The 24158-nt window shown below is 65.9% G+C and carries 26 protein-coding genes and 1 pseudogene; 13 read left to right on the forward strand and 14 right to left on the reverse strand.

Annotated elements, in window-relative coordinates; translation table 11 throughout:
- Nucleotides 1–182 precede the first annotated feature (182 nt).
- Both Q8P46_05375 and Q8P46_05380 read left to right on the forward strand, forming a co-directional pair.
- Nucleotides 183–1184 carry an SUMF1/EgtB/PvdO family nonheme iron enzyme gene (locus Q8P46_05375; GenBank protein MDP2619592.1) on the forward strand — a complete coding sequence of 334 codons (1002 nt, stop codon included), beginning with the start codon at nt 183–185 and terminating at the stop codon, nt 1182–1184.
- 304 nt (nt 1185–1488) lie between these two features.
- Nucleotides 1489–2220 (forward strand): hypothetical protein, encoded by a 732-nt coding sequence (locus Q8P46_05380; GenBank protein ID MDP2619593.1) that lies wholly within the window; start codon nt 1489–1491, stop codon nt 2218–2220.
- Here the strand turns inward: Q8P46_05380 and Q8P46_05385 are convergent.
- Nucleotides 2217–2648: a hypothetical protein gene (locus Q8P46_05385; protein ID MDP2619594.1), complete on the reverse strand. Its 432-nt coding sequence runs from the start codon at nt 2646–2648 to the stop codon at nt 2217–2219. The genes Q8P46_05380 and Q8P46_05385 overlap by 4 nt on opposite strands.
- Nucleotides 2649–2813: 165 nt before the next feature.
- Between Q8P46_05385 and Q8P46_05390 the strand changes: the two genes are divergently transcribed.
- From Q8P46_05390 to trmD, 5 genes and pseudogenes are all read left to right on the forward strand, one after another.
- Nucleotides 2814–3608 carry a hypothetical protein gene (locus tag Q8P46_05390; GenBank protein MDP2619595.1) on the forward strand — a complete coding sequence of 265 codons (795 nt, stop codon included), beginning with the start codon at nt 2814–2816 and terminating at the stop codon, nt 3606–3608.
- A 756-nt stretch (nt 3609–4364) separates the two neighbouring features.
- Nucleotides 4365–5855 carry a signal recognition particle protein gene (gene ffh / locus Q8P46_05395; protein ID MDP2619596.1) on the forward strand — a complete coding sequence of 497 codons (1491 nt, stop codon included), beginning with the start codon at nt 4365–4367 and terminating at the stop codon, nt 5853–5855.
- A 49-nt stretch (nt 5856–5904) separates the two neighbouring features.
- Nucleotides 5905–6315: pseudogene (rpsP, locus tag Q8P46_05400) on the forward strand (30S ribosomal protein S16).
- 275 nt (nt 6316–6590) lie between these two features.
- A complete protein-coding gene (gene rimM / locus Q8P46_05405) occupies nt 6591–7133 on the forward strand; it encodes a ribosome maturation factor RimM (protein MDP2619597.1) in 543 nt (180 codons plus the stop codon).
- Nucleotides 7126–7848, forward strand: a complete 723-nt coding sequence (gene trmD, locus Q8P46_05410; protein MDP2619598.1) for a tRNA (guanosine(37)-N1)-methyltransferase TrmD — start codon at nt 7126–7128, stop codon at nt 7846–7848. Before rimM ends, trmD begins: the two co-directional genes overlap by 8 nt.
- Before the next feature lie 167 nt (nt 7849–8015).
- Here the strand turns inward: trmD and Q8P46_05415 are convergent, their stop codons facing one another.
- Together Q8P46_05415 and rmuC are read right to left on the reverse strand one after the other, a co-directional pair.
- Complete coding sequence (locus tag Q8P46_05415) at nt 8016–9395, reverse strand: MFS transporter (protein MDP2619599.1); 1380 nt, start codon at nt 9393–9395, stop codon at nt 8016–8018.
- Nucleotides 9396–9407: 12 nt separating this feature from the next.
- Complete coding sequence (gene rmuC / locus Q8P46_05420) at nt 9408–10598, reverse strand: DNA recombination protein RmuC (protein MDP2619600.1); 1191 nt, start codon at nt 10596–10598, stop codon at nt 9408–9410.
- A gap of 102 nt (nt 10599–10700) precedes the next feature.
- On the opposite strand from rmuC, the gene def reads away from it, so the two are divergent.
- From def to truA, 4 genes are read left to right on the forward strand one after another with little or no spacing between them, the layout of a single operon-like run.
- Nucleotides 10701–11219 carry a peptide deformylase gene (def, locus tag Q8P46_05425; protein ID MDP2619601.1) on the forward strand — a complete coding sequence of 173 codons (519 nt, stop codon included), beginning with the start codon at nt 10701–10703 and terminating at the stop codon, nt 11217–11219.
- Between the two features lie 24 nt (nt 11220–11243).
- Complete coding sequence (gene fmt / locus Q8P46_05430; GenBank protein MDP2619602.1) at nt 11244–12170, forward strand: methionyl-tRNA formyltransferase; 927 nt, start codon at nt 11244–11246, stop codon at nt 12168–12170.
- A gap of 8 nt (nt 12171–12178) precedes the next feature.
- Nucleotides 12179–12709, forward strand: coding sequence for an N-acetyltransferase (locus Q8P46_05435; GenBank protein ID MDP2619603.1), 531 nt, complete (start codon nt 12179–12181; stop codon nt 12707–12709).
- A 9-nt stretch (nt 12710–12718) separates the two neighbouring features.
- The gene (gene truA, locus Q8P46_05440) at nt 12719–13477 is read left to right on the forward strand and encodes a tRNA pseudouridine(38-40) synthase TruA (GenBank protein ID MDP2619604.1); all 759 of its coding nucleotides are present in this window, start codon (nt 12719–12721) and stop codon (nt 13475–13477) included.
- On the opposite strand, the gene dapE is transcribed toward truA, so the two are convergent.
- The 11 genes from dapE to Q8P46_05495 form a co-directional block, all read right to left on the reverse strand.
- The gene (dapE, locus tag Q8P46_05445; protein ID MDP2619605.1) at nt 13450–14637 is read right to left on the reverse strand and encodes a succinyl-diaminopimelate desuccinylase; all 1188 of its coding nucleotides are present in this window, start codon (nt 14635–14637) and stop codon (nt 13450–13452) included. The genes truA and dapE overlap by 28 nt on opposite strands.
- Before the next feature lie 64 nt (nt 14638–14701).
- On the reverse strand, nt 14702–15268 hold the full coding sequence (locus Q8P46_05450; GenBank protein ID MDP2619606.1) for a DUF805 domain-containing protein: 567 nt from the start codon (nt 15266–15268) through the stop codon (nt 14702–14704).
- A 158-nt stretch (nt 15269–15426) separates the two neighbouring features.
- The gene (gene dapD, locus Q8P46_05455; GenBank protein ID MDP2619607.1) at nt 15427–16254 is read right to left on the reverse strand and encodes a 2,3,4,5-tetrahydropyridine-2,6-dicarboxylate N-succinyltransferase; all 828 of its coding nucleotides are present in this window, start codon (nt 16252–16254) and stop codon (nt 15427–15429) included.
- Between the two features lie 169 nt (nt 16255–16423).
- Entirely contained in the window at nt 16424–17155 is a 732-nt protein-coding gene (locus Q8P46_05460) for a pyrimidine 5'-nucleotidase (protein ID MDP2619608.1), read from the reverse strand.
- Entirely contained in the window at nt 17152–17829 is a 678-nt protein-coding gene (locus tag Q8P46_05465) for a DUF1036 domain-containing protein (protein ID MDP2619609.1), read from the reverse strand. Before Q8P46_05465 ends, Q8P46_05460 begins: the two co-directional genes overlap by 4 nt.
- Nucleotides 17801–18730 carry an acetylglutamate kinase gene (gene argB / locus Q8P46_05470; protein ID MDP2619610.1) on the reverse strand — a complete coding sequence of 310 codons (930 nt, stop codon included), beginning with the start codon at nt 18728–18730 and terminating at the stop codon, nt 17801–17803. The genes Q8P46_05465 and argB overlap by 29 nt, the downstream gene beginning before the upstream one ends.
- Nucleotides 18731–18783: 53 nt before the next feature.
- A complete protein-coding gene (yihA, locus tag Q8P46_05475) occupies nt 18784–19431 on the reverse strand; it encodes a ribosome biogenesis GTP-binding protein YihA/YsxC (GenBank protein MDP2619611.1) in 648 nt (215 codons plus the stop codon).
- 28 nt (nt 19432–19459) lie between these two features.
- Nucleotides 19460–21337 carry a membrane protein insertase YidC gene (gene yidC, locus Q8P46_05480; protein MDP2619612.1) on the reverse strand — a complete coding sequence of 626 codons (1878 nt, stop codon included), beginning with the start codon at nt 21335–21337 and terminating at the stop codon, nt 19460–19462.
- A complete protein-coding gene (gene rnpA / locus Q8P46_05485) occupies nt 21330–21743 on the reverse strand; it encodes a ribonuclease P protein component (protein MDP2619613.1) in 414 nt (137 codons plus the stop codon). Before rnpA ends, yidC begins: the two co-directional genes overlap by 8 nt.
- A gap of 123 nt (nt 21744–21866) precedes the next feature.
- A complete protein-coding gene (rpmH, locus tag Q8P46_05490) occupies nt 21867–22001 on the reverse strand; it encodes a 50S ribosomal protein L34 (protein MDP2619614.1) in 135 nt (44 codons plus the stop codon).
- A gap of 75 nt (nt 22002–22076) precedes the next feature.
- Nucleotides 22077–22484: a cupin domain-containing protein gene (locus Q8P46_05495; protein MDP2619615.1), complete on the reverse strand. Its 408-nt coding sequence runs from the start codon at nt 22482–22484 to the stop codon at nt 22077–22079.
- 302 nt (nt 22485–22786) lie between these two features.
- Between Q8P46_05495 and Q8P46_05500 the strand changes: the two genes are divergently transcribed.
- Together Q8P46_05500 and Q8P46_05505 are read left to right on the forward strand one after the other, a co-directional pair.
- Entirely contained in the window at nt 22787–23602 is an 816-nt protein-coding gene (locus Q8P46_05500; protein MDP2619616.1) for a VTT domain-containing protein, read from the forward strand.
- 13 nt (nt 23603–23615) lie between these two features.
- The coding region (locus Q8P46_05505) for an FAD-dependent oxidoreductase (GenBank protein ID MDP2619617.1) at nt 23616–24158 on the forward strand (543 nt) is incomplete at its 3' end.

Consider the following 24158-nt stretch of genomic DNA (forward strand, 5'->3'; position numbering starts at 1 on the left):
GGGCAAGCGATTCTACGAATTCTCGATTTGAGGGTCACTATTGGGAACGGTCGAAGGGCAGGGAAAGCCACCGGCCGCGCGCCCAGACACCAATTAACCGCCATCCGCGCCGGGCATTGCCGGCGCCGGCCCAGCCGGTTAGCCTAATTTTTTGAGTATCGCCTTGGCGGGAGGACCATCGGATGAAATTCGTTCTTGCGTACGGCGCGGCATTGGCCGCGCTCGCAATCGGGCCTGCGAGCGCGCAGGACATGACCCCGCATTCGAGCTTCAAGGATTGCGAGCATTGCCCCGAGATGGTCGTGATCCCGCCGGGCGAGTTCATGATGGGATCCGATAACGACCTGGAGGCCCCGCGCCACAAGGTCACCATCGGCTACAGCTTCGCGATCGGCGCATTCGAGGTCACGATCGGGGAGTATGCGCGCTTTGTCGAAGAAACGGGCTTCCAGTCCGGCGGGGTCTGCGTCATCCGCACGCCGGACAAGGGCAAGCTGAAGTTCAAATATACCGGCACGCTGCATCCCGATAGCGCCAAATACTCGCAAGGTCCGAATCTCGCCTACATCGCCGACGGGGCATTCAATCAACCGGGCTACGAACATACGGACCGGCATCCTGCCACTTGCCTGTCGCGGGACGAGGCGAAGGCCTACCTCGACTGGCTCAGCGAAAGGACCGGCAAGCGATACCGGCTGCCCACCGAGGCGGAATGGGAATATGCGACCCGCGCCGGGAGCGAGACGCAATTCTTCTGGGGAAAGAACCCCAACGAGGCGTGCAAATACGCAAATCATGCAGACAAGGCTTCGGTCTACCAGGCTTGGGTGGCCTCCGGCTGCTCGGAAAAGGTCAATCCGGTCTGGGCCGCGCCCGCCGGCAGCTACGAGGCAAACCCCTGGGGGCTGTTCGATACCGTCGGCAACGTCCAGGAGATGCTCGAGGACTGCTGGCACAAGAACTATAACGGCGCGCCTGCGGACGGCTCGCCCTGGATGGACGAGGGTTGCACCCTGTTCATCGCCCGAGGCGGCGATTATGAGCTACCCGCCGTGGTGATGCGCTCGGCCGAGCGGCTGTTCTACGGCATCAGCGAGGATATCCCCGATCCCCACGTCCGCTACAATCTGCTGGGCTTCAGGGCCGCTGTGTCGCTCGGCGGCGGAGCCTGGGACGGCAAGTAGGGGGCGACGGGCCAGCAGAACAGGGGCCAGGGGGTCCCGCGTTCGAGCCTTATTCCAAGCTCCCGCGAATAGAGCCGGCCGCGCGCGGCGACCAGATGGCGGGCGATGGCGCGGGGGGAGAGGCGTGGCATGGTCGGAGCCAAATGGGGCTATGGTCGAAAGATGGGAAAATGCTGGACGCTCATTCGCCTTTCTTCTCGCATATTCTATGTTGTGATCGGAGCAAAAGTTCCCCAGACTTTCGCCTATGCGTCATTTCTTCTTGACAGTCTTGTTCATAGCCGGGTTTGCCGGGATGGCCGCCATGGCCGAAGAGGCCGTGTCGCCGGCCGAGAAACTGTTGCGCGCGATCGAAGATGAGGACGCATCTTTAGAGGCCGAGGAAGAGGTGTGGCGCGAATATCCCGCCGCGTCGGCGCAAGAAGCGCTGGCGCCGGACGTACTTAAACGCTATCGCGCGTTGCTGGAGCGGGAGGATTGCGAGGCGGTGCTGCCGCTTCTGCTCGACGCCTATCTCGACCGCCATCCGGAGATCAAGGGCGCCTTCTTCTCCGACAAGGTCGTGCACTCCTGGCTCGGCACCGTCGTGGACGAAGCCTATCCCGAGCAGGACTTCTGCGAAGCCAAGCAGGGGCTGGCGAAAGAATTGGCACGGTTGCGCGAGGAGGGAGTCGCACTCGCGCCCTATAGCGGCATGTATATCGTTCATACGACGCCTCCGGCCGCCAGTGAGCGCGACCGCCATCTGCGTAGTATCGAGTTCCTGGCCCGTGACGACTATGTCCCGGCCATCCGCTTGTTCCTGAAAATGGAAAGCGACCCGCTGCTGGTGCGCCTACATCCGGCTCAAAGGTTGTACCTGGTGCACCGGCTCCGCATCCTGGGTGCCCCGTTCCCCGACCAGGAGGCGCGCGAGGCCGCGGCGGCCGCGGCGCTGCCGGCTGATAGAGTGCGCGAGATGCTTTGCCGCGCGGAACTGGGACCGGCTCCGCTCGACGAAGTCTTTCGCGAGTGCTTCAAAAACGAGGATCGCTAAGAATTGGCAGGACGCGGAGTTACCTCTTCGCAGCCATTCGCGTTCCACTTAATCACCGACTCGCCGACCAGCCTGTCGAACTGCGACCACTGTTGCTCGGCATGCTGCAATTCTTTTTCCTTTTCGGCCAGCTCCTGGCGGGCAACGCGTAGCTGGTCTTCCAGTTGCCCGCGTCGAATCGTCATCGCTGCCTCAGCCATGATGGCGGCAGCCGCATCCACCGGCCCGCGCGGGAAGGTCAGGGGCAGCCGGCCCAGAGCGTCGAGCTTTCCTTGCAGATCCCACACTTTGCTGCGCTTTTCATTCGCCTCGAGGCGGATGCGGTTTTTCTTTTCATCCCATCCTTTCCTCAAAGCCAGATTATGGCTCCAGTACTGGGCAATGATCTCGCATTGCCGCCGTTGATCGAGGGAAACGGTCTTCGCCATCGCTATCAATGCTTTCGCTGTTTCGAACGGACCGAAGTCCGATGACGATTATCCGGGAGGTTTCGAAAGCGGGGATAAGTTTTCCTAGTCGTGTCCAAGTCATTGAAGGAACAGAGCAAAGTAATCGCGGTTGCGCGTATGTCCCGATGCCGTCAGGATGGCGCCATGCGTGTCATTCTATTGTTGGTGAGTTTCCTGGCGGCCGTTCTCGCCGGCACCGGCGCCATGGCCGAAGAGGCCCCGTCTGCGGCCGAGCGGCTGCTTCGCGCGATCGAGGCCGCTCCGGCGGCTTCCGGGATCGAGGAAAAGGCCTGGCGCGACTATCCCGCCCCGCCGGCCGAAGAGGCGCTGGCCCCGGGCGTATTGGAACGCTATCGCGCGTTGCTGGAGCGGGAGGATTGCGAGGCGGTACTGCCGCTGCTGCTCGACGCCTATCTCGACCGCCATTCCGAAATCAAGGGCGCCTTCGTTTCATTCAGCGTCCGGTCCTCCTGGATCTACAAGGTGGCGAACCAAGCCTATCCGGAATACGCCTTTTGCAGGGCCAGGAAGGGGCTTGCCGAGGAACTGGCGCGGCTGGGCGAGCGGGACGTCGAGCTTGAGCCCTATGGAGGGGTGTATCCGCCGCGCCAATCGCCCTCGGCCGCCGGAGAGCGCGACGCCTTTCTGCGCGGCATCGAGTTGCTCGCCTATGACGACCATGTCCCGGCCATGCATTATTTTCTGATGCTGGACAGCGACGGTCGGCTGGTTCGCCTCGACCCAACCATGCGGCTCTATCTCCTGGGCCGGGCGCGGGTCATCGGCGCGCCGGTTGCCGACCATGAAGCCCGCGAGGCTCGGGCCTCCGCCGCCCTGCCGCCGGACATGACGCGGCAAATACGCTGTATGGTGGAAAAGGGGATGGGGCAGATGATGGAGAACCCGGCCGAATGCGTCAGGGAAAGTCCGCAAGAATAGCGGACAGCAAGCGTAACCCGGATGAAATCCGGGAGTAAGCGGCGAGGCCGGTCCCGGATTTGCAGCATGCTGAGTCCTCCCTCTTCGTCGTGCCCCGGCTTGACCGGGGCACCCAGTAATCGGCGGAGCCTTAGGCCGAGCGCCAGTGCGGACCGTCCAGCGCATGAGGCTACTGGATTCCCCGCTTTTCGCGGGGAATGACGGACAGGCAGGAGCACCGTAGGGGTAAAGCGGGGACGACCAATTGGCGGTGGAGCGGAGATAAGGTCGTTGACTTGAGGGGGCAGCCCGCATAGGGTCGCGGCCGAATTTCTAAAGACGGTCAGGCGCCGCCCGGCCGACCGGCACGAAGGAGGGGACAAATCCTCCGGGAGGCCGGGAGGCCAACACCCGCCAGCGAGGTTTCGCCCGCGGGTGCGTTTGGCGTTTGGCCGCGGGAGACCTATTTGTGCCGCACGGAAACGCGAACGTTTTCGCAATGAGAAGCGTCGGAACGCTGCTACAGCCAAGAATGACCCCCACACCGCCCTCCCCCTTGCAGGGGGAGGGAAGAGGGCGCAGGGCTCTGCCCGAGATTCTCTCCCTTTCAGGGGGAGGAAAAAAGGGGCGGGTGCTTGCCCTCCCCCTTGCACGGGGAGGGAAAAGAGTCCGGGGACCTGCCCAAGGTCCCTCCCCCCTGCAAGGGGGCAGCGGGAGGGGGGTCAAATCGGAAGACAAAAGGCGAGAAGCGTCCACAGGACGGGACCGGGATTAGGAATGTTCGAGAGTCTATCCGACCGCCTTTCCGGCATCCTCGACAAGCTCACCAAGCGCGGTGCGCTGAGCGAGAAGGATGTCGGCGAGGCGCTGCGCGAGGTGCGCCGGGCGCTCATCGAGGCCGACGTGGCGCTCGACGTGGTCCGCTCCTTCGTCGACAAGGTGCGCAGCAAGGCGGTCGGCCACGAGGTGCTGAAATCGGTCACGCCCGGCCAGCAGGTGGTCAAGATCGTCCATGACGAGCTGGTCGCCATGCTGGGCGCCGAGAGCGAGCCCATCGATCTTGCCGCCGCCCCGCCGGTGCCGATCATGCTGGTCGGCCTGCAGGGCTCGGGCAAGACGACGACGGCGGCGAAGATCGGCTTGCGCCTCAAGACCCGCGACAAGAAGAAGGTGCTGATGGCCTCGCTCGATACGCGCCGGCCCGCCGCCCAGGAGCAGCTCAGACAGCTCGGCGAGCAGACCGGGGTCGAGACGCTGCCCATCGTCGCCGGCCAGACGCCGGTGCAGATCGCCAAGCGGGCGTTGCAGGCGGCGCGGCTTTCCGGCTTCGACGTGGTCATCCTCGATACCGCCGGCCGCACCCATCTCGACGAGCCGCTGATGGCCGAGATGGCCGAGATCAAATCCGCCACCAGCCCGCACGAGATCCTGCTCGTCGCCGACGCACTGACCGGCCAGGACGCGGTCAATCTGGCGCGGTCCTTCGACGAGCGGGTCGGCATCACCGGCATCGTGCTGACGCGGCTCGACGGCGACGGGCGCGGCGGCGCCGCCTTGTCGATGCGGGCGGTCACCGGCAAGCCGATCAAGCTTGCCGGCGTCGGCGAGAAGATCGACGCGCTCGAAGAGTTCCACCCCGAGCGCATCGCCGGACGCATCCTCGGCATGGGCGACATCGTCTCGCTGGTCGAGAAGGCGGCCGAGACCATCGACCAGGAGAAGGCCGCGCGCGTCGCCCGCAAGATGCAGAAGGGCACCTTCGACCTCGAGGACCTCGCCGACCAGCTCAACCAGATGAAGCGGATCGGCGGCATCGGCGGCATGCTCGGCATGCTGCCCGGCATCGGCAAGGTCAAGAAGCAGCTCGAAGGGGCCAATCTCGACGACACCATCATCAAGCGGCAGACGGCGATCATCTCCTCGATGACGCCGCAGGAGCGGCGGCGGCCGGAAATCCTCAAGGCGAGCCGCAAGAAGCGCATCGCCGCCGGCTCCGGGACGCAGGTGCAGGACGTCAACCGTTTGTTGAAGATGCACCGGCAAATGGCCGACATGATGAAGAAAATGGGAAAGCGCGGCGCGTTCAAGGGGCTGTTCGGCGGCGGCGCGCCGGAGCTGCCGCCCGAGATGATGCCGCCCGGATTGTCCGGACCTGGCGCCGGCCTGCCGGGTGGACTGTCCGGGCTTCCCGGCGGCATGCCGAAGCTGCCCGGCCTCGGCGGCGGCCTGCCCGGTCTGCCCAGGGGCTTCACGGACAAGAAGAAATGAGGCGCCGGCCCCCGGCGCCCAAGTCAACGCAACGAAAGGAACGCAGCATATGTCACTGAAGATCAGGCTCTCGCGCGGCGGCGCCAAGAGGCGCCCCTATTACCGCATCGTGGTGGCCGACGCGCGCATGCCCCGCGACGGGCGCTTCATCGAGCGGCTCGGTCACTACAATCCGCTGGTGCCGCGCGACAGCGAAGACCGCCTCAAGCTCGATGTCGAGCGCGCCAGGCACTGGCTGTCGAAGGGGGCGCAACCGACCGACCGGGTGCTGCGCTTTCTCGACGCGGCCGGAATCATGACGCGGCCCGCGCGCAACAACCCGATCAAGGGTCAGCCCGGCAAGAAACGGCTGGAGCGCGAGGAGGCGAAACGCGAGGCGGAGGAAAAGGCCAAGGCCGAAGCGCCGGCCAAGGAAGCCGCCGCCAGGGAGGCCGCCGCCGCGGAAGCCGCCGCCAAGGAAGCGGCCGCCGCGGAGGAAGCGACCGCCGCGGAGGCGCCAGCCGAGGAGGCGCCAGCGGAAGAGGCCAAGGCCGAGGCTCCGGCCGAGGACGCTCCGGCCGAGAAAGCCCCCGCCGAGGAGGCGCCAGCGGAAGAGGCAGTTGCCGAAGCGCCTGCCGAAGCGGCCCCCGCCGGGGAAGCGCCTGCCGAGGAATCGCCTGCCGAGGAACCGGCCGCCGAAGAGCCCGAGACGAAGGCCGACGAACCGGCGGCAGGCTGAGGCTCGCGGGCGAGGCCATGGCGGGCGCCGAAAAGCGCAGCCTGTTGGGCGTCATCCAGAGCCCCAGGGGCCTTGCCGGAGAGGTGCGGATCAAAACCTATACCGAGCGGCCGGAGGACATCGCCGCCTACGGCCCGCTGACCGACGAAGCGGGAAAGCGGCGCTTCAAGATTCTCTCTCTCACCGCGGCCAAGGACGGCGTCGTCGCGCGCATCGCCGGCATCGACGACCGCCCGGCAGCCGAGGCGCTGAAGGGTGTCCGGCTCCATGTCGACCGCGCGGCGCTGCCGCGGCCGGGGGCCGATAGCTGGTATCATTGCGACCTGATCGGACTTCGCGCCGAGGCCCCGGACGGGACGACAATCGGCACGGTCAAGGCGGTGCGGAATTTCGGCGCCGGCGACCTTCTCGAGATCGCTTTCGCCGGCCGGCGGGCAGCCGAGCTTGTGCCGCTGACGGCATCCTTCGTGCCCGAGGTCGATGTCGAGAAGGGTCGCATCGTCGTGGCGCTGCCGGAGAATTTCTTTGAGCCCGGCGAAAAGGAGGGAGCCGATGGCTGAGGCGCCCTGGCAGGCGAGCGTGCTGACTCTTTTTCCCGACCTGTTTCCGGGCCCGCTCGGCGCCAGCCTGACCGGCCGCGCGCTCGAGCAGGGGCTGTGGCGGCTCGACGCCGTCGACATCCGCGACTTCGCCGCGGACCGGCACCGCAGCGTCGACGACACGCCGGCAGGCGGCGGGCCGGGCATGGTGATGCGCATCGACATTTTGGCACGAGCCATCGACCATGCGCTTGAAACGGGTCCCGAACGGCCGCGCATCCTGCTCAGCCCGCGCGGCGCACCGCTGACGCAAAGGCGCGTGCGGGCGCTTGCCAGAGGCCCCGGCGCGCTTGTCGTTTGCGGCCGCTTCGAGGGCGTCGACGAGCGCATCGTCGCGGCGCGGGACTTAGAGGAAATCTCGCTCGGCGACTTCGTGCTGTCCGGCGGCGAGGTCGCGGCGATGGCGCTGATCGAGGCCTGCGTCAGGCTTCTGCCCGGCGTCATGGGTGCCGCGGAGTCGGGCGCGGAGGAAAGCTTCGAGAAAGGCCTTCTCGAATATCCGCACTATACCCGCCCGCAGAGCTTCGAGGGCCTCGATATTCCCGCCGTGCTGACCTCCGGCGATCACGGCGCGGTCGAGCGCTGGCGCCGCGAAGAGGCCGAGCGCATCACCCGCGCCCGCCGCCCCGACCTGTGGGCGGTCTACGAAAAAAGGGCGCGGAAGAAGGCGGATTGAGTTGCCACACGCCTCATCGTCGTGCTCGAGCAGTCGGGGACCCATTGGCAGTGCATCTTGTACACGCTTGAGAAATCAATCCATCCAATCGACCCCGGCAACGGCCAATGGATTCCCGATTGCTCGCGAATGACGGGGTCGGCAAGACCGTGCCCCATAACCCCCAGTTACCCTGCCTCACCCCGCTCCTTCACCAGAGCCGCGAAGTGGCCCTGGCGGTCGAGCCACCACAAGAGCGCCAGGCCGGGGATGGCTGCGAGCGCCGACAGGGCGAAGAACCAGAACCAGCCCGACGACGCGGCGAGGAAGCCGGAGAGCGAGGCGAGTGTCGTGCGCCCGACCGCCGACAGCGCGGTCAACAGCGCGAACTGGGTCGCGGTGTGCAGCGGGCTTTTGCACAGGCCCGACAGATAGGCGACGAAGATCACCGTGCCGATGGCGCCGGTGAAGTTCTCTATCGTGATGGTTAGGGTCAGCGCCGCGTGGTTTGCGCCGACCAGGGCCTGCCAGGAAAACACCAGGTTCGAGGCCATCTGCAGAAGGCCGGCGATCCACAGCGCCTGGCCGAACGGCAGGGCGCGCGCGACGAGCCCGCCGACGATGCCGCCGGAAAGCGAGGCGGCAAGGCCCACCCCCTTGACGATCGCCGCATAGGCCGCCTTGTCGAAGCCGATGGCAAGCACGAAGGGGCCCGTCATGATGCCGGCAAAGGTGTCGCAGAGCTTGAACAGAATGACGAACAGCAGGATGGCGATGGCCCAGTCCTTGGTGAGGAAATCGGCGAAGGCCTGATAGGCGGTGACGGCGAGCCGCGCGACCGGGTTGCCCTCGGCGCCGAGCGCCGCGTCGCGCGCCTCGGCCCCAACGCCGCCCGGCTCGACCGCCGCCAACGCCGCGCCGGTGCCGATCACCACCAGCACCGCCATCGACGCATAGCCGTAGAACCAGACCTTGTCGGCGGCGATGCCGATATGCTCCAGATAGGCGACGAGGCCGATGACGCCGGCCGTCGCCACCAACAGGCCGACCCGGTAAGTGGCGATGAAATAGGCCATGCCGGCGGCCTGCTCCTCGGTTTTCAGCGACTCGACCCGGAAGGCGTCAATGACGATGTCCTGGGTCGCCGACGCGATCGCGACGAGCACCGCGCCGCCGGCGACCATGAGGGGAGCCGAGAGCGGGTCGAGGGAGCCGAGGAACAGGATGGCCGCCATCAGCAGCGCCTGGGCGACGAGCATCCATGCGCGGCGATGGCCCAGGAGGCGGCCGAGCACCGGCACCCGCAAGGCATCGACGATGGGCGCCCAGAGGAATTTCAGCGTGTAGGGGACGCCGACCAGCGCATAAAGCCCGATGGCGCGGATGTCGACGCCGATATCGGCCATCCATAGCGTCAGTGTCGAGCCGGAGAGCGCCAGCGGCAGGCCGGACGAAAAGCCAAGAAAAAGAACGATGAGGACGCGGCGCTCGAGAAAGACCTTGAGCGCGGCGGAAAAGCGCTCAGCCAGGCTCTTAGGGGCAGGAGTCCGCGCGGCTTCCTCGCTCATGCGGCGGGCGGCCTACTCGCCGGCCTCGGCGCGGGGAGCCGGCAACGCCGCCTCGCCTTGCGTCTCGTCCTCCCCGTCCGCCTTGACGATGCTGCTCGCGAATTCCAGGCTCTCGATCCGCCCGCCGCGGCGGGTCAGCTTGCGGGTGGAGATCAGAATATTCTCAACATCGCCGTTGGCTTGCGCGAAATGGGTCTGCAATTTGAGCACCCTGTCGTTGAGCCTTGCCACATCCTCCATCAGATGGGCGACCTCGAACTGGATCACATGCGCCTGCTCGCGCATGCGCTGGTCGCGCAGCACCGCCTGGATCACCTGGATCGACAATAGCAGCAGAGACGGCGAAACGATGACGATGCGGGCGCGGTAGGCGCGCTGGACAATGTCGGCGAAGCGCTCATTGAGCTCGGCGAACAGCGATTCGGAGGGCACGAACATGAACGCCGTGTCCTGGGTCTCGCCGGGCAGGAAATAGCGCTCGGCAATGTCGGCGATATGCTTGAACACGTCCTGGCGGAACCGCGCCATGGCCGCCTTCTCCGCCTCCGCCGTCTCCGCCGCGCGCAGGGCATTATAGGCTTCGAGCGGGAATTTCGCGTCGATAACGAGGTCGGGCGCGTCGTTCGGCATATGAATGAGGCAGTCCGGCCGGCGCTCGTTCGACAGCTTGGCCTGGAACGTATAGGCACCCTTGGGCAGCCCGTCGGCAACGATCGCCTCCATGCGCCCCTGGCCGAAGGCGCCGCGGGTCTGCTTGTTCGACAAGATCGCCTGCAGCTCGACCACCTGGCCGGCGAGCGCGGTGATGTTGGCCTGCGCGGAATCGATCACCGCCAGCCGCGCGTGAAGTTGCTGCAGATTCTCGTGCGTGTTCTTCTGCGTCTCCGACATCGACTGGCCGAGCCGGTGCGAGACATTGTCGAGCCGGTCGGTGAGCGCCTTGACCAGCTCGGCCTGGCGGGCGCCGAAGACTTCCGCCATCGCCTGGACGCGGCCGGTCATCTCTCCCTGGGTGCGCGCCAGCTCGGCGAGCCGCGTCTCAAGCTCGCGCGCCGCCGCCTCCGCCGCGGCGCCCGCGCGCGCATTGCGCCACAGGACCACGATCACGACCAGCAGCAGCACCAAAGCCAACGCGCCGCCGGCAAGCACCAGAGCGGCGAGCGGCAGTTCCTGGCCGAAGAGCGTGGTGACAGGTTCGAACATGGATTAGCTATAGCCGATTCGCCGCCGCAAACGAGACCAAAGAGTGAACATTCTTGCCGTCAATTTATTGACCTGACAAGGGCTTTCGCCTATCTGACCGCAATGGCGATACGCGACATCATCACCCTTCCGGACCCGCGGCTGCGGCTTGAGAGCACGCCGGTGGGCAAGATCGACGAGGCCTTGCGCGCGCTCATGGACGACATGTTGCAGACCATGTATGACGCGCCGGGCATCGGCCTTGCGGCGATCCAGGTCGCGGTGGCAAAGCGGGTCGTCGTCGTCGACGTCGCACGCGAGGAGGAGGAGCCGAACCCGATCCGCCTCATCAACCCGGAAATCGTCTGGACCTCGGAGGAAACCTCGACCCACGAGGAGGGCTGCCTGTCGATCCCGGAATTCTACGGCGATGTCGAGCGCCCGGCGCGCTGCCGGGTCGCCTTTCTCGACGATACGGGGGAAAGGCGCGAGATGGAGTGCGAGGGCCTGCTCGCCACCGTCGTCCAGCATGAGGTCGACCACACCAACGGGGTGCTGTTCATCGACCACCTCTCGAAACTGAAGCGCGACCGCATCGTCAAGAAATTCTCCAAGGCGAAAAAGCGCGAGAGCGCGGCATAGAGCGGATTCCGGCGGGAGGCCGCGATGCGCGTCGTCTTCATGGGAACACCGGAATTCGCAGTGCCGACCTTGTCTGAAATCCTCGGCCAGGGCCATGAGGTCGCCTGCGTCTATACGCAGCCGCCGCGGTCCGCCGGCCGCGGCATGGGCGAGCGCAAGAGCCCGGTGCATGCCTTCGCGGAGACCGCCGGGCTTGCGGTGGAAACGCCGCCGAGCCTGAAGAGCGCCGAAGCGCAGGCGCGCTTTGCCGAGTTCAAGGCCGATGTGGCGGTCGTCGTCGCCTATGGGCTGATCCTGCCGCAAAACGTGCTCGACGCGCCCGATCTGGGCTGTCTCAATCTGCACGCCTCGCTGCTGCCGCGCTGGCGCGGGGCCGCGCCGATCGAGCGCGCGGTGATGGCCGACGACAGGGAAACCGGGGTTTCGGTCATGCGGATGGAGGCGGGGCTCGATACCGGCCCGGTGTGCATGGTGGAGAAGGTCGCCATCGGCCCCGACATGACGGCCGGCGAACTGCACGATTTGCTGGCCCGGCGCGGCGCCGATCTGATGATCCGGGCGCTGGCGGCCCTTTCCCGCGGCGCGCTCGACTGCCAGCCACAGCCCGGAGAGGGCGTCACCTACGCCGCCAAGATCGACAAGTCGGAGACCCGCATCGACTGGTCGCGGCCGGCAGCGGAAGTGCACAATCACATTCGCGGCCTGTCGCCCCATCCCGGCGCCTGGTTCGAGGCCGGCACGGGCGGCAAGGCCGAGCGCGTCAAGGTGCTGCGCTCCACCCTTGCCGAAGCCACCGGCGCCCCCGGCACGGTGCTCGATGATCGCTTGACCGTCGCCTGCGGCAGAGGCGCGGTGCGTCTTGTCGAATTGCAGCGCGCCGGCAGGAAGCCGATGCCGGCCGAGGAATTCCTGCGCGGCGCGGCGATCGTCCCAAAACAGGCACAGCTGTGAGGTTTGCGGTGAGCGAACACGGCGACGTGACGGTTCGCCCGGTCAGGAACGAGGACCACGCCGAAATTCAACGGCTGTTGAAGGTCGCCTTCGGCGGGCCTGACGAGGCGGTGCTTGTGGACCTGCTGCGGGGAAACGGCGACATGCTGCTTGAATTGGCGGCCCTGCGCGACGCTCGGATTGCGGGCTGCATTGCCTTTTCGCGTGCATGGATCGAAACGGCTGCAGAAAGGGTGCCGGTTGCATGCCTGGCGCCAGTTGCCGTCGATCCAGCCTGCCAATCGAGAGGTATCGGGGCCGAACTGGTTCGTCGCGGCCCCGCAATGCTGGAGAAAATGCAAGAGACCGTCGTCTTTGTACTGGGCGAACCGGGCTATTATTCGCGGTTCGGTTTTGTCTCAAAAGCAGCACAGAGCTTTCCCTCGCAATTTTCCGAGGCCGCAAGCGATGCGCATATGATCAAACAATCGGCCGACCGACAGCCGATTCCGCCCGGCCGGCTTGTCTATTCGGCGGCGTTCGATGCAGTGTCCGGGTGAGCGCGCGCCATGCCGCGCTACAGGCTCATCATTGAATATGACGGCACGCCCTTCGTCGGCTGGCAGGCGCAAGCCAACGGCCGCGCCGTGCAGCAGGCGCTCACCGAGGCGATCGAGAAATTCGCAGGCGAGCGCGTCACCGTCCATGGCGCCGGGCGCACCGATGCCGGCGTCCACGCGCTGGGACAGGTCGCTCATATCGACCTTGCCAAGGATTGGGACCCGGACACGGTGCGCGAGGCCATCAACCAGCACCTCAAGCCGGAGCCGGTCGCCATTCTCGAAGCATCGCGAGCCGCCGAGGATTTCGACGCCCGCTTTTTTGCCCGCAAGCGGCATTACCGCTACCGCGTCGTCAACCGCCGCGCGCCGCTGACGCTGGAGCGCGACCGCGCTTGGCGGGTGCCGGTGCCGCTCGACGCGGAGGCCATGGACGAGGCAGCGCAGGCGCTCGTCGGCAAGCATGATTTCAGCACGTTCCGCGCCGCCGAATGCCAGGCCAAATCACCGGTCAAGACGCTCGATGCGCTCAGCGTCGGGCGCGTCGGCGCGGAAATCCGCATCGAAGCTTCGGCGCGCTCCTTCCTGCATCACCAGGTGCGCTCCATGGTCGGGACGCTGAAGCTCGTCGGCGAGGGCAAATGGAGCAAGGCGGATGTCGCGGCCGCGCTTGCCGCCCGCGACCGCGCGGCCTGCGGCCCGGTCGCGCCGGCTTACGGTCTCTACCTGGTCAGCGTCGATTACGGAGAGCCGAACCGCTTGAAATAAGCGTCTAGGAAAATCCGGTAAATCTTTGTCAACGCTTCCAGATCTGCGGTCGGAACATGCTCGTCGATCTGATGGATGGTGCGGCCGACAAGGCCGAACTCGACCACCGGGCAATGGTCCTTGATGAAGCGCGCGTCGGACGTGCCCCCCGAGGTCGAGAGTTCCGGCGTAAGACCGGTGACCTCCTTCACCGCGGCGCTCACCAGCTCGGTCAGCTCGCCGGGCTCGGTCACGAACACGTCGCTCACGACCGGCTCCATCGCCAGCGTGTAGTCGACCACGCCGCCGGCGGCATCGTCGAGTTCCTCGCGCAGCCACGCCTCCAGGCGCTCCGGCGACCAAAGGTCATTGAAGCGGATGTTGAACGCGGCCCGCGCCTCGGCGGGAATGATGTTCCACGTCGGATTGTCGACATCGATGCTGGTGAATTCGAGGTTCGACGGCTGGAAATGGGTGCTGCCGTCGTCGAGCTTCCGGGCGAGAAGACGGGCGACCAGCTGCACCAGGCCGGGGATCGGATTGACGGCGAGCTTCGGATAGGCGACGTGGCCCTGCCTTCCCCAGACGCGGATCGTCCCCGACAGGCTGCCGCGCCGCCCGATCTTGATCATTTCCCCGAGGCTCGCCGGATTGGTCGGCTCGCCGAGGAGGCAATGGTCGAGATGCTCGCCATTTTGTTCGGCCCAGCGCAGCACCTTGGCGGTGCCGTTGACCGCCGGGCCTTCCTCGTCGCCGGTGATGAGCAAACTGATGGCGCCCGGCACCTGGCCGTCATGGGCGTCGAGATAGTCGAGCGCCGCGGCGATGAACGCCGCGATTGCGCCCTTCATGTCGGCGGCGCCGCGGCCGTAGAGCATGCCGCCGTGAACCTCGCCGGCGAAGGGCGACACGCTCCACGTCGCCTCGTTGCCGGGCGGGACGACGTCGCTATGCCCGGCAAAGCACAGGTTCGGCCTCCCCTCGCCGAACCGCGCATAGAGGTTTTCGACGTCGGGGGTGTCCTTGTCGCAGAAACGCAGGCGCTCGCACGTAAAGCCCGCCGAGGCGAGCAGCTCCTGAAGATAGTCGAGCGCGCCGCCGTCCGCAGGCGTGACGCTGCGGCTGCGGATCAGCTGCTGCGCGATGGTCAAGACATCCCTATCGCCGGCCCCGTCGGTCATGACAAAAGCTTTAGAGCACTCGCCGGTCAATTGCATCAACCGGGATGAATCAGGCTTTAATCCATCAAAGCTGCCCCTCGCCCCGCGAGCGAGCGAGGTCTGGGTGAGCGGCAGCGGGGGCATATGCGGCGGCCTCCGCTTCGACCGGGACCGTGGCGGCGCGCGGCGCGCCGCCATAGTCGTTCTCGCCTTCGGTGCCGCGCATGAACCCCAGTTCGATGACCAGCCAGCCGCCCATGATCATGGTGAACACGGTCAATCCGGCGGTCAGCGGCGTGATCGGGTTTTCGCCGGCCTGAATATGCCCGCCGCCGATCGCCAGGTTGGCGAGAAAGGCGATGGTCACCACGCCGACGACCCACAGGCCGGAGGCGCCGCGGTCGTGCATGCGCTTGACGGCGAGGCTGAGCTCGGCGACGAGGGCGACGATCGCGATGCCGCCGCCGATGAAGATAGGTCCCCAGATGCGCAGGCCCTCAAGTCCCGGCAAGGTCGACAACACCCCGGCAATGAAGCCGCCGATCAGGCTCATGATGACGGTGGCGCCGAAGATGATCGCGTGACCGATCCAGAACTCGCGGCGCGAGATGCGGCCGTCGGACGATAGGAATAGCCTGAGGAAACTGAACACGCTGCCCCCCTCCTCGCCGGGATTGTGTCCCAGGGCGTGGCAGCGATTGTTCGTATTTCGCAGCGGCCACGCAAACCTAAAGTTAACGAATGGTTAACGCCAGGCGCGGAGCTTAAAGCGGTTCTAAATCTTATGGAAGCCTATGGCCGGAAACCGCCCTAATCGCGCAGAAGGTCGTTGATCGAGGTTTTCGAACGGGTCTTCTCGTCGACCCGCTTGACGATCACCGCGCAATAGAGCGACGGGCCGCCCTTGGGATCGGGCAGAGCGCCCGGCACGACCACCGAATAGGCCGGCACGCGCCCGAAGGTCACGCCGCCGGTGGCACGATCGACGATCTTGGTCGAGGCGCCGATATAGACGCCCATCGACAGCACCGAGCCCTCGCCGACGATCACCCCTTCGGCGACCTCGGCGCGGGCGCCGATGAAGCAATTATCCTCGATGATGACCGGGTTCGCCTGCACGGGCTCGAGCACGCCGGCGATGCCGGCGCCGCCGGAGATGTGGCAGTCGCTTCCGATCTGGGCGCAGGAGCCGACGGTCGCCCAGGTGTCGATCATGGTGCCGGAGCCGACATGGGCGCCGAGATTGACGAAGCACGGCATCAGCACGGCACCGGGGGCGATATAGGCGGAGCGGCGCACCACGCATCCGGGCACGGCGCGGAAGCCGGCGGCGGAGAATTCCTTTTCCGTCCAGCCGGCGAATTTCGACGGCACCTTGTCCCACCACACCGCATCGCCCGGCCCGCCGGAGATGATCGCCATATTGTTGAGCCGGAACGACAGCAGGATGGCCTTTTTCAGCCATTGGTTGACGTGCCATTGGTTGCCGCGCTTCTCGGCGACGCGGACAGCCCCCGCGTCGAGCAGGTCGAATGCAGCCTCGACCGCCGCGCGCATCGGCCCGCCGGTGCCGGGGCCAATGTCGCCGCACGCCTCGAACGCCGCCTCGATGGTGCTGCGCAGCTCTTCGGTGTCCATGGGCGGGCCTCTCGGTCGCGGTTATGGGAGAATGAAGCGAGATGAAATGAGATCGGCTCGGATGGAGGGATAATAGGGCCGATCGCATAAAACCCTTCTCCCCCTTGGCGGGGGAGAAGTTGTATTTGTGCGTCTACCTGAAAGTGCCATGGCCTGGATCTGCTTCGCTTCAAGTCAACCGCTGCCGCGCGCCATTGAGCACGCCCAGTATCTCGTCCAGGAACCCGGCGAGATCCTGGGTCACATGGTGGACATGTTCGGCGGTCTCGTCGTCCGGCGTCCAGTCTTCGCGGGTGTCCGGATGCGGCCTGCCGGCGACCTTGACAAGGACCGTGGTCATGCCGAGCGCGCTGGGCGCCTCGAGATTGCGCGACAGGTCCTCGAAGATGACCGCGCGCGCGGGCGCAATGGCAAAGCGCTCAATGAAGCGCTGATAGATCACAGGGTCGGGCTTGGGCACGAAGTCCCCTGCCGCGATGTCGAAAATGTCGTCGAAATGCTCCAGCACGCCGATCCGCCGGGCGACCTTCTCGGCGTGCGCGCGGGTGCCGTTGGTGAGGATGAATTTGCGCCCCGGCAAAGCGGCGATCGCGGCCGCCAGCGTCACGTCCGGCGCCACCGGCGACAGGTCGATATCGTGCACATAGTCGAGGAAGCCCAGCGGATCGACCTTATGCTCGCTCATCAGGCCGCGCAGGGTGGTACCGTAGACATGGTAATAGCGCTTCTGCACCCGGCGCGCCTCGCCGAGGTCCACATTGAGGAGCGCCGCGATGAACGCGCCCATGCGCTGGTCGACCTCGGCGAACAGGTTGCACTCGGCCGGATAGAGCGTGTTGTCGAGGTCAAAGATCCATGTATCGGACAAAGAAAACAATGGCTTAGTTGAGGTCCCGGTCATTCGGCTTGAGCCTCGTTTTCCATTCTGCTTACGGCGCCTCGTGCAGCCGCCTCCGCCGCCCTGTAAAGGGCGTCGAACAGCGCTTCGCCGTCCACGCCGGATCGCGAAAGCCCGTGCGCCCGCTTGAACGCGGCCAGGGCCGCGGGCAATTTGTCGCCGCGGCCGGGAGCGTAACCGGCGATCGCCAGCAGGCGCGCGATTGCGGCATTACGCGCCTCCTCAAGGCTTGCCCCCGAGCCGTCGGTCAGCAGCGTGGTCGTGGTCTCGCCGTCCCTTTCCGCAGCCACCTCGGTGAAGGCTGCGAGCGCGCCGCCCTTGTTATCGCAACTTGTCGCGCCGGGAAGCAGAAAATCGCCGGGCAGGACGCAGAACATGCGCGAAACCTCGGCCGCTTCCGGCCGTTCGCCATAGAAGGGCGGCGTGCGGGTATGGACGAAGAAGCGCTCGCCGGCGGCAGCACCCGAAAGCACCGCGCTGCACGCGCCCGGCAAGATGCGGAACCAGCCCTGTGTCGCCGTGCCGCCAGCGGTCTCGATGGCCAGCGCCGCGTCGAGAATGTAGCCGGTTCGATTGCACAGCCGGTATTCGGCCCGCGCAACAGGGGTCATGGCGAGCACCATCAGCGCGGCAAGGCCGATGCCGGGCCTAAAGGCGAATGAGCGTGCCGATGCCATGCTCGGTGTAAAGCTCCAGCAGTACCGAATGCGGGACCTCGCCGTCGAGAATGACGACGCCGCCCACGCCCTCGTAAAGCGCTGAGATGCAGGTCTCGATCTTCGGGATCATGCCGCCGCTGACGACCCCGTCATGGATCAGCTTGCGCGCGTCGCGGACCGTCAACTCCCGGATCAGCTTGCCGTCGCGGTCGAGCACGCCGGGAACATCGGTCAACAACAGGAACCGCTCGGCTCTCAGCGCGCCGGCGATGGCGCCGGCGAAGGTGTCGGCGTTGACATTGTAGGTCTCGCCGCTGGCCGACGTCGCCACCGGAGCGAGGATCGGGATCAGGTTGGAGTTGATGACGACGTCGAGCACCTCGCGATTGACCTCCTCCGGCTCGCCGACAAAACCGAGGTCGACGATCCGCTCGATATTGGAGTCGGGGTCCTTGACGGTGCGCGTCACCTTGCGCGCCAGCACCATGTTTCCGTCCTTGCCGGAAAGCCCGATGGCGCGCCCGCCGACGCTGTTCATCGCCGAAACGAGCTGCTTATTGATGCCGCCCGCGAGCACCATCTCGACGACCTCCACGGTCTTGCGGTCGGTGACGCGCAAGCCGGCCGCAAATTCGCTCTTGATGCCGAGCCGCTCGAGCATGGCGCCGATCTGCGGCCCGCCTCCATGGATCACGACCGGGTTCACGCCGGATTGCTTCAACAGCACGATGTCGCGGGCGAAATCGCGGGCGACCGTCTCGTCGCCCATGGCGTGGCCGCCATATTTGACGACGATTGTGCGCTCGGAATAGCGCTGCATAAAGGGCAGCGCCTCGGCGAGGATCGCGGCACGCTCCTGCGCGGAGATGCCGGGCTGCGCGCTGGGTGCGGCCGGTTGCCGCCTTTTCTTGTCTGCCATGGCACTCTCCGCGGTGATACGCGCTTCCTCTTAGCCGATTTGCAGGGCTTCGCTCAATGCCGAGCCACGGTTTCAGCAAGCCCGGCGATCTCGGCGCGCAATTCGGCGATGCCCTCGCCGCTGCGCGCCGACGTCGCCATGACGCGGGGGTGCGCCGCCGGCCGCCTGGCGAGCTCGCTGGCAAGCCGCGCCACCGCCTCCCTACGCGCAGCGGCCGGGATGGCGTCGATCTTCGTCAGCACCGCCTGGTAGACGACGGCGGCGCGATCCATCAGCGTCATGACCTCGATGTCCGAGGTTTTCAGGCCGTGGCGCGCGTCGATCAACAGGAACACGCGGGCGAGCCCGGCGCGGCCGGCAAGATAGCGCTCGATCAGCGCCGTCCAGGCCTTGATCTCGGCCTTGGGCGCGCGCGCATAGCCGTAGCCCGGCATGTCGACGAGAAAGACGCCGTTGCCAAGCGCGAAGAAGTTGAGCGCCCGCGTGCGGCCTGGCGTATTGGAGATGCGGGCCAGCGTCTTGCGGCCGGTCAGCGCGTTGATCAGGCTCGATTTGCCGACATTGGAGCGCCCGGCAAACGCGACCTCGACCGGGCGGGGCGAAGGAAGCTGGCCGATGCCGAGCGCGGAGACGACATAGTCGCAAGGTCCGGCGAACAGGACCCGCCCCTTCTCGACGAGCCTGGCATCGGCATCCGCCATCATCGTCTGGCCCCGCACGTTTGGAGCGCTATTCGCTCCCCTTGGCGCTTGCCTTGCCGGGGATCAGCCGCTTGAGGTTCGACCACAGCTCGATCTTCACCCCCTGCCTGCGCATGATCACATATTGCTGGATGACCGACAGCAGGTTGTTCCAAGCCCAATAGATGACGAGGCCGGCCGGGAAGGAGGCCAAGAGAAAGGTGAAGAACAGCGGCATCCAGTTGAAGATCATCGCCTGGGTCGGGTCCGGCGGTGGCGGGTTGAGGCGCATCTGGACGAGCATGGTCAATCCCATGATCAGCGGCCATACGCCGATCATCAGAAACTGCGGCAGATCGATGGGCAGAAGCCCGAACAGGTTGAACAGCGAGGTCGGGTCAGGCGCGGCAAGGTCCTTGATCCAACCAAAGAACGGCGCGTGGCGCATCTCGATGGTGACGAACAGCACCTTATAAAGCGCGAAGAAGACCGGGACCTGCAGCGCGATCGGCACGCAGCCCGACATCGGGTTGATCTTCTCCTTCTTGTACAGCTCCATCATCGCCTGCTGCTGGCGCATCCGATCGTCCTTGTAGCGCTCGCGGATCTTGACCAGCTCCGGCTGCACCAACTTCATCCGGCTCATCGAGACGTAGGATTTGTTGGCGAGCGGAAAGAAGGCGATCTTCACCAGCACGGTGACGATCAGGATGGCGACGCCGAAATTGCCCACCAGCCGGAAGAAGAAGTCGATGACGTGGAACAGCGGCTTGGTGATGAAGTAGAACCAGCCCCAGTCGATCAAGAGATCGAAATTGAGGATGCCGAACTGCTTCTCGTAGCCGTCGATCAGATTCACGATCTTGGCGCCGGCGAACAGGTGGGCCGACGCCGTGGCGCTGCCGCCGGGCGCGATCTCGCGGCCGCCGAGCAGGAAGTCGGTCTGATAACTGGCATCGTCCTCGCCGCGCGGCTCGGCGGTCATGCGCGCGGTATAGGGCATGTCCTGATCGGGGATCAGGGTCGCGGCCCAATATTTGTCGGTGATGCCGAGCCAACCGCCGGTGGCGGAGAAGCTCATCAGCCGTTGGTCGCGCAGATCGTCATAGTCGACTTCTTGCAGCCCGGCCTCGCCGAGGACGCCGATCAGGCCCTCGTGCAGGACGTAGTAGCCGAGCGTGTCGGGCGTTCCGTGCCGCGAGATCAGAGCGTAGGGATGCAGGCTGACCGGCTGGCCCGACCGGTTCTCAACCGTCTGGCCGACCGTAAACATGAAATTCCGGTCTACCGCATAGGTGCGACGGAAAATGAGCCCGTCGCCATTGTCGTAAGTGAGCCTCAGCGGCGCTTCTGGGGTCAGGGGCCCGTTCCCTTCCGCCGTCCATAGCGTTTCGGCATCGGGCAGCTTGACGGTCACGCCACTGCCGGCAATCCAGCCGAACTCGGCATAGAAGGGATCGGCGCTGCCCGACGGCGAGAACAGGACGATGGGGGCGCTGTTCGGATCGACCGTCTCGCGATAGCCCTTCAGGACAATGTCGTCGATACGCCCGCCCTTGAGCGCAATCGAGCCGCCGATCGCCGGCGTCTCGATCCTGACCCGTGCGCTTTCGGCGAGCGCCGCGCCGCGCGCCAATTCCGCTTGCGGCGCCGCCGGCGTTCCCGGCGGCGTCGGCAGGCTACGCGCGTCGGGCGCAGGCAAGCCTGCCGGCGGAACAGCCGGCGCCGGCGCGCCGGGGACACTGGGCGCACCGGGAGTCTGAACCGGCGGCTGTGCCTGCTGCTGTGGCTGTTGCTCGGCCTGCTGCGCCTCCTGCTTCAGCCGTTCCTGCTCGATCCGTGGCCCGGCGATGAAAAACTGCCAGGCGATTATGATGATCAGCGACAGCGCGATCGCCAGTATGGTGTTTCTATTGTTTTCATCCATTGCCTGGTTCCGTCTTCCTGACCGCGGCCGCGCTGCCGGGGTCTCCCGCATCGGGCCGACGCGGCGGACCCTTTCCGGTTCGCACAAGCGCCTCGTGCAGGTCGGCGAGAATGCGCTCGAAGGGAGCTTTTACAGCGCTCTTGCGGCCGATCAACACATAATCATGGCCGGGCCGCGCCGCCACCGAGCCAATGAGGCGGACGGCTTCGCGCAGACGCCGGCGAATGCGGTTGCGCACGGTGGCGATGCCGACCTTGTTGGTGACGGTGAAACCGAAGCGCGGCGGCGCCTCGTCGGCCGGCGTGCGCTTCAGGATCTGAAGGGTAAAATGCTCCGTGTTCCACTTGCGCCCGCGCGCGGCTTTAAGAAAATCGGCCCGTTTCTTGAGGCGTTGAAAGCCATTCATTGCGTGGCAGGTATCAGGGGTCAGAAGTCAGAAATCAGATGTCAGAAATCGGCCTACTGACTTCCGCCTTCCGCCTTCTGGCTTCCGATTTCTGATATCTGGCTTCTGACTTCCGACACCCGGTCACGCTGAAAGCCGCTTGCGCCCGCGCGCGCGCCTGCGGGCGAGGACCCTGCGTCCGGCGGCCGTCGCCATGCGCTGGCGAAATCCATGGCGGCGCTTGCGGATGATCCTGCTCGGTTGAAAGGTGCGTTTCACGTTCGCTTCCTCAGGCCGGTAACGGCCGGTTCGGCTTATAGAAGCCGGCGCCAATCAAGTCAATCGCGCGGGGCGCTAGCCTTGGGGCTTCGCCGCGTAGTCATCCTCCGACACCGGCTCAAGCCAATCGACATGCACGCCATTGAGCGCTTCGTGAATGGCCAGATGCACCATTGCGTATGTCGGCGCCGCGCCGTGCCAGTGCTTTTCCGCAGGCGGAATCCAGACCGTGTCGCCGGGCCGGATCTCGCGCACCGGCTCGCCCCAGGTCTGCACCCGGCCGATGCCGGAAAGCACGTGAAGGGTCTGGCCGAGCGGATGGGTGTGCCACGCGGTTCGCGACCCCGGCTCGAAGCTGACGCGCACGGCCCTGACCCGCGCCGGCTCCGGGGCATCGATGATCGGGTCCTGCCAAACGGTCCCGGTGAACCATTCCGGCTTGCCGCGGCGGGTCGGGGTGATCGCGGCGGAGCGAATTTCCATGTCGTCCTCCTTATGCTGAAAGTCGGGCATTCAGAATATAGGCCGCGCCCGGCCACAGCGAGATGATACGAAATCGAAGCAATTTCCCTTCATATTATCTCGCACCAGATTGCCGGCTCGGCGTGCGCGCGGTTGCGTCACTTCTGATGACGGTCCATCACATGAGCTTGATCTTTCCCCCCGGGGCGGCGATTTCGGTCTATCTGAGAAAAGCACGGCGCGCGGTCGGGCGGCGCTCTCGTGCGGGGTCCGACAATGTCGCGGCAATCGGAGCTTTGATCGGCCCGAGCAAGGCAGGCAATATGGCGCAGGCGGAGGACTGGATGCGGACAGACGCTCGAACGGACGATGTTACGACGGGTCGCAGGATCGTCCGCCGATTGGCGCCGCTTGTCGTGCTGCTGGCGCTTGGCGGCTTCGCCATCGCCATGGGCTGGCACAACTATCTGACCTTCGATGCGCTGGTCGCAAACCGCGAGGCGCTCGCAGCCTTCGTTGCGGCGAACCGGCCGCTGGCGCTCGCCACCTATATGGCGGTCTATGTGGTGGCGGTGGCGCTATCGCTGCCCGGTGGCGCGATATTGACCATCACCGGCGGTTTTCTGTTCGGCTGGATCGCCGGCGGGCTTGCGGTCGTCGTCGCGGCGACGGTCGGCGCCTCGATCCTGTTTCTGATCGCCAAGAGCGCGCTCGGCGAGCCGCTGGCCGAGCGCGCCGGCCCGTGGCTCGACAAGCTGCGCAAGGGCTTCCAGGAAGACGCGCTCAATTATCTTCTGTTCCTGCGCCTGGTGCCGGCATTCCCCTTCTGGCTCGTCAATCTGGCGCCGGCACTGCTCGGCGTGCGGCTCTCGACCTTCGCCATCGGCACCTTTTTCGGCATTATTCCAGGCACCTTCACCTTCGCCTTTCTCGGCGCCGGCCTGGACAGCGTCATCGACGCGCAGATCGACGCCAACCGGGAATGTCTCGAAAGCGGCGCGGATTGCGACTTTCGGTTCGACCCAAGCGCGCTGGTGACCAAGGAAATCCTGATCGCCTTCGTCGCGCTCGGGGTCATCGCGCTGCTTCCGGTGTTCATCAAGAAGCTGCGGGCGCGGCGCGGGCGCGCGACGGGCTGAGGGACTTCGAGCCATGGCCGAGATCCTCAAACCCGACATCTGTGTCATCGGCGCAGGCTCCGGCGGGCTGTCGGTCGCCGCCGCGGCAGCCGCCTTCGGCGTCTCTTGCGTGCTGATCGAAAAAGGCAAGATGGGCGGCGACTGCCTGAACTATGGCTGCGTGCCGTCGAAGGCTCTCCTTGCCGCCGCCAAGCATGCGCAGTCGGTGCGCGAGGCGGCGCGGTTCGGCATCTCCGCCGGCGAACCGCAGATCAACTTCACCACGGTCCGCGATCATATCCGCGACGTGATCGCGGTGATCGAGCCGAACGACAGCGTCGAGCGCTTCACCGGGCTCGGCGTGCGGGTGATCGAGGCCGAAGCCCGCTTCAAGGACAAGCGGAGCGTCATCGCCGGCTCTTACGACGTGCGGGCACGACGCATCGTCATCGCCACCGGGTCGCGGCCCTTCAACCCGCCGATCGCGGGCCTCGACACCGACTCCTACGTGACGAACGAGACGATCTTCGCCCTGCCGCGACGTCCGACGCATCTGGTCATCATCGGCGGCGGGCCG

This window comes from Hyphomicrobiales bacterium (assembly GCA_030688605.1).
Taxonomy (GTDB): domain Bacteria; phylum Pseudomonadota; class Alphaproteobacteria; order Rhizobiales; family NORP267; genus JAUYJB01.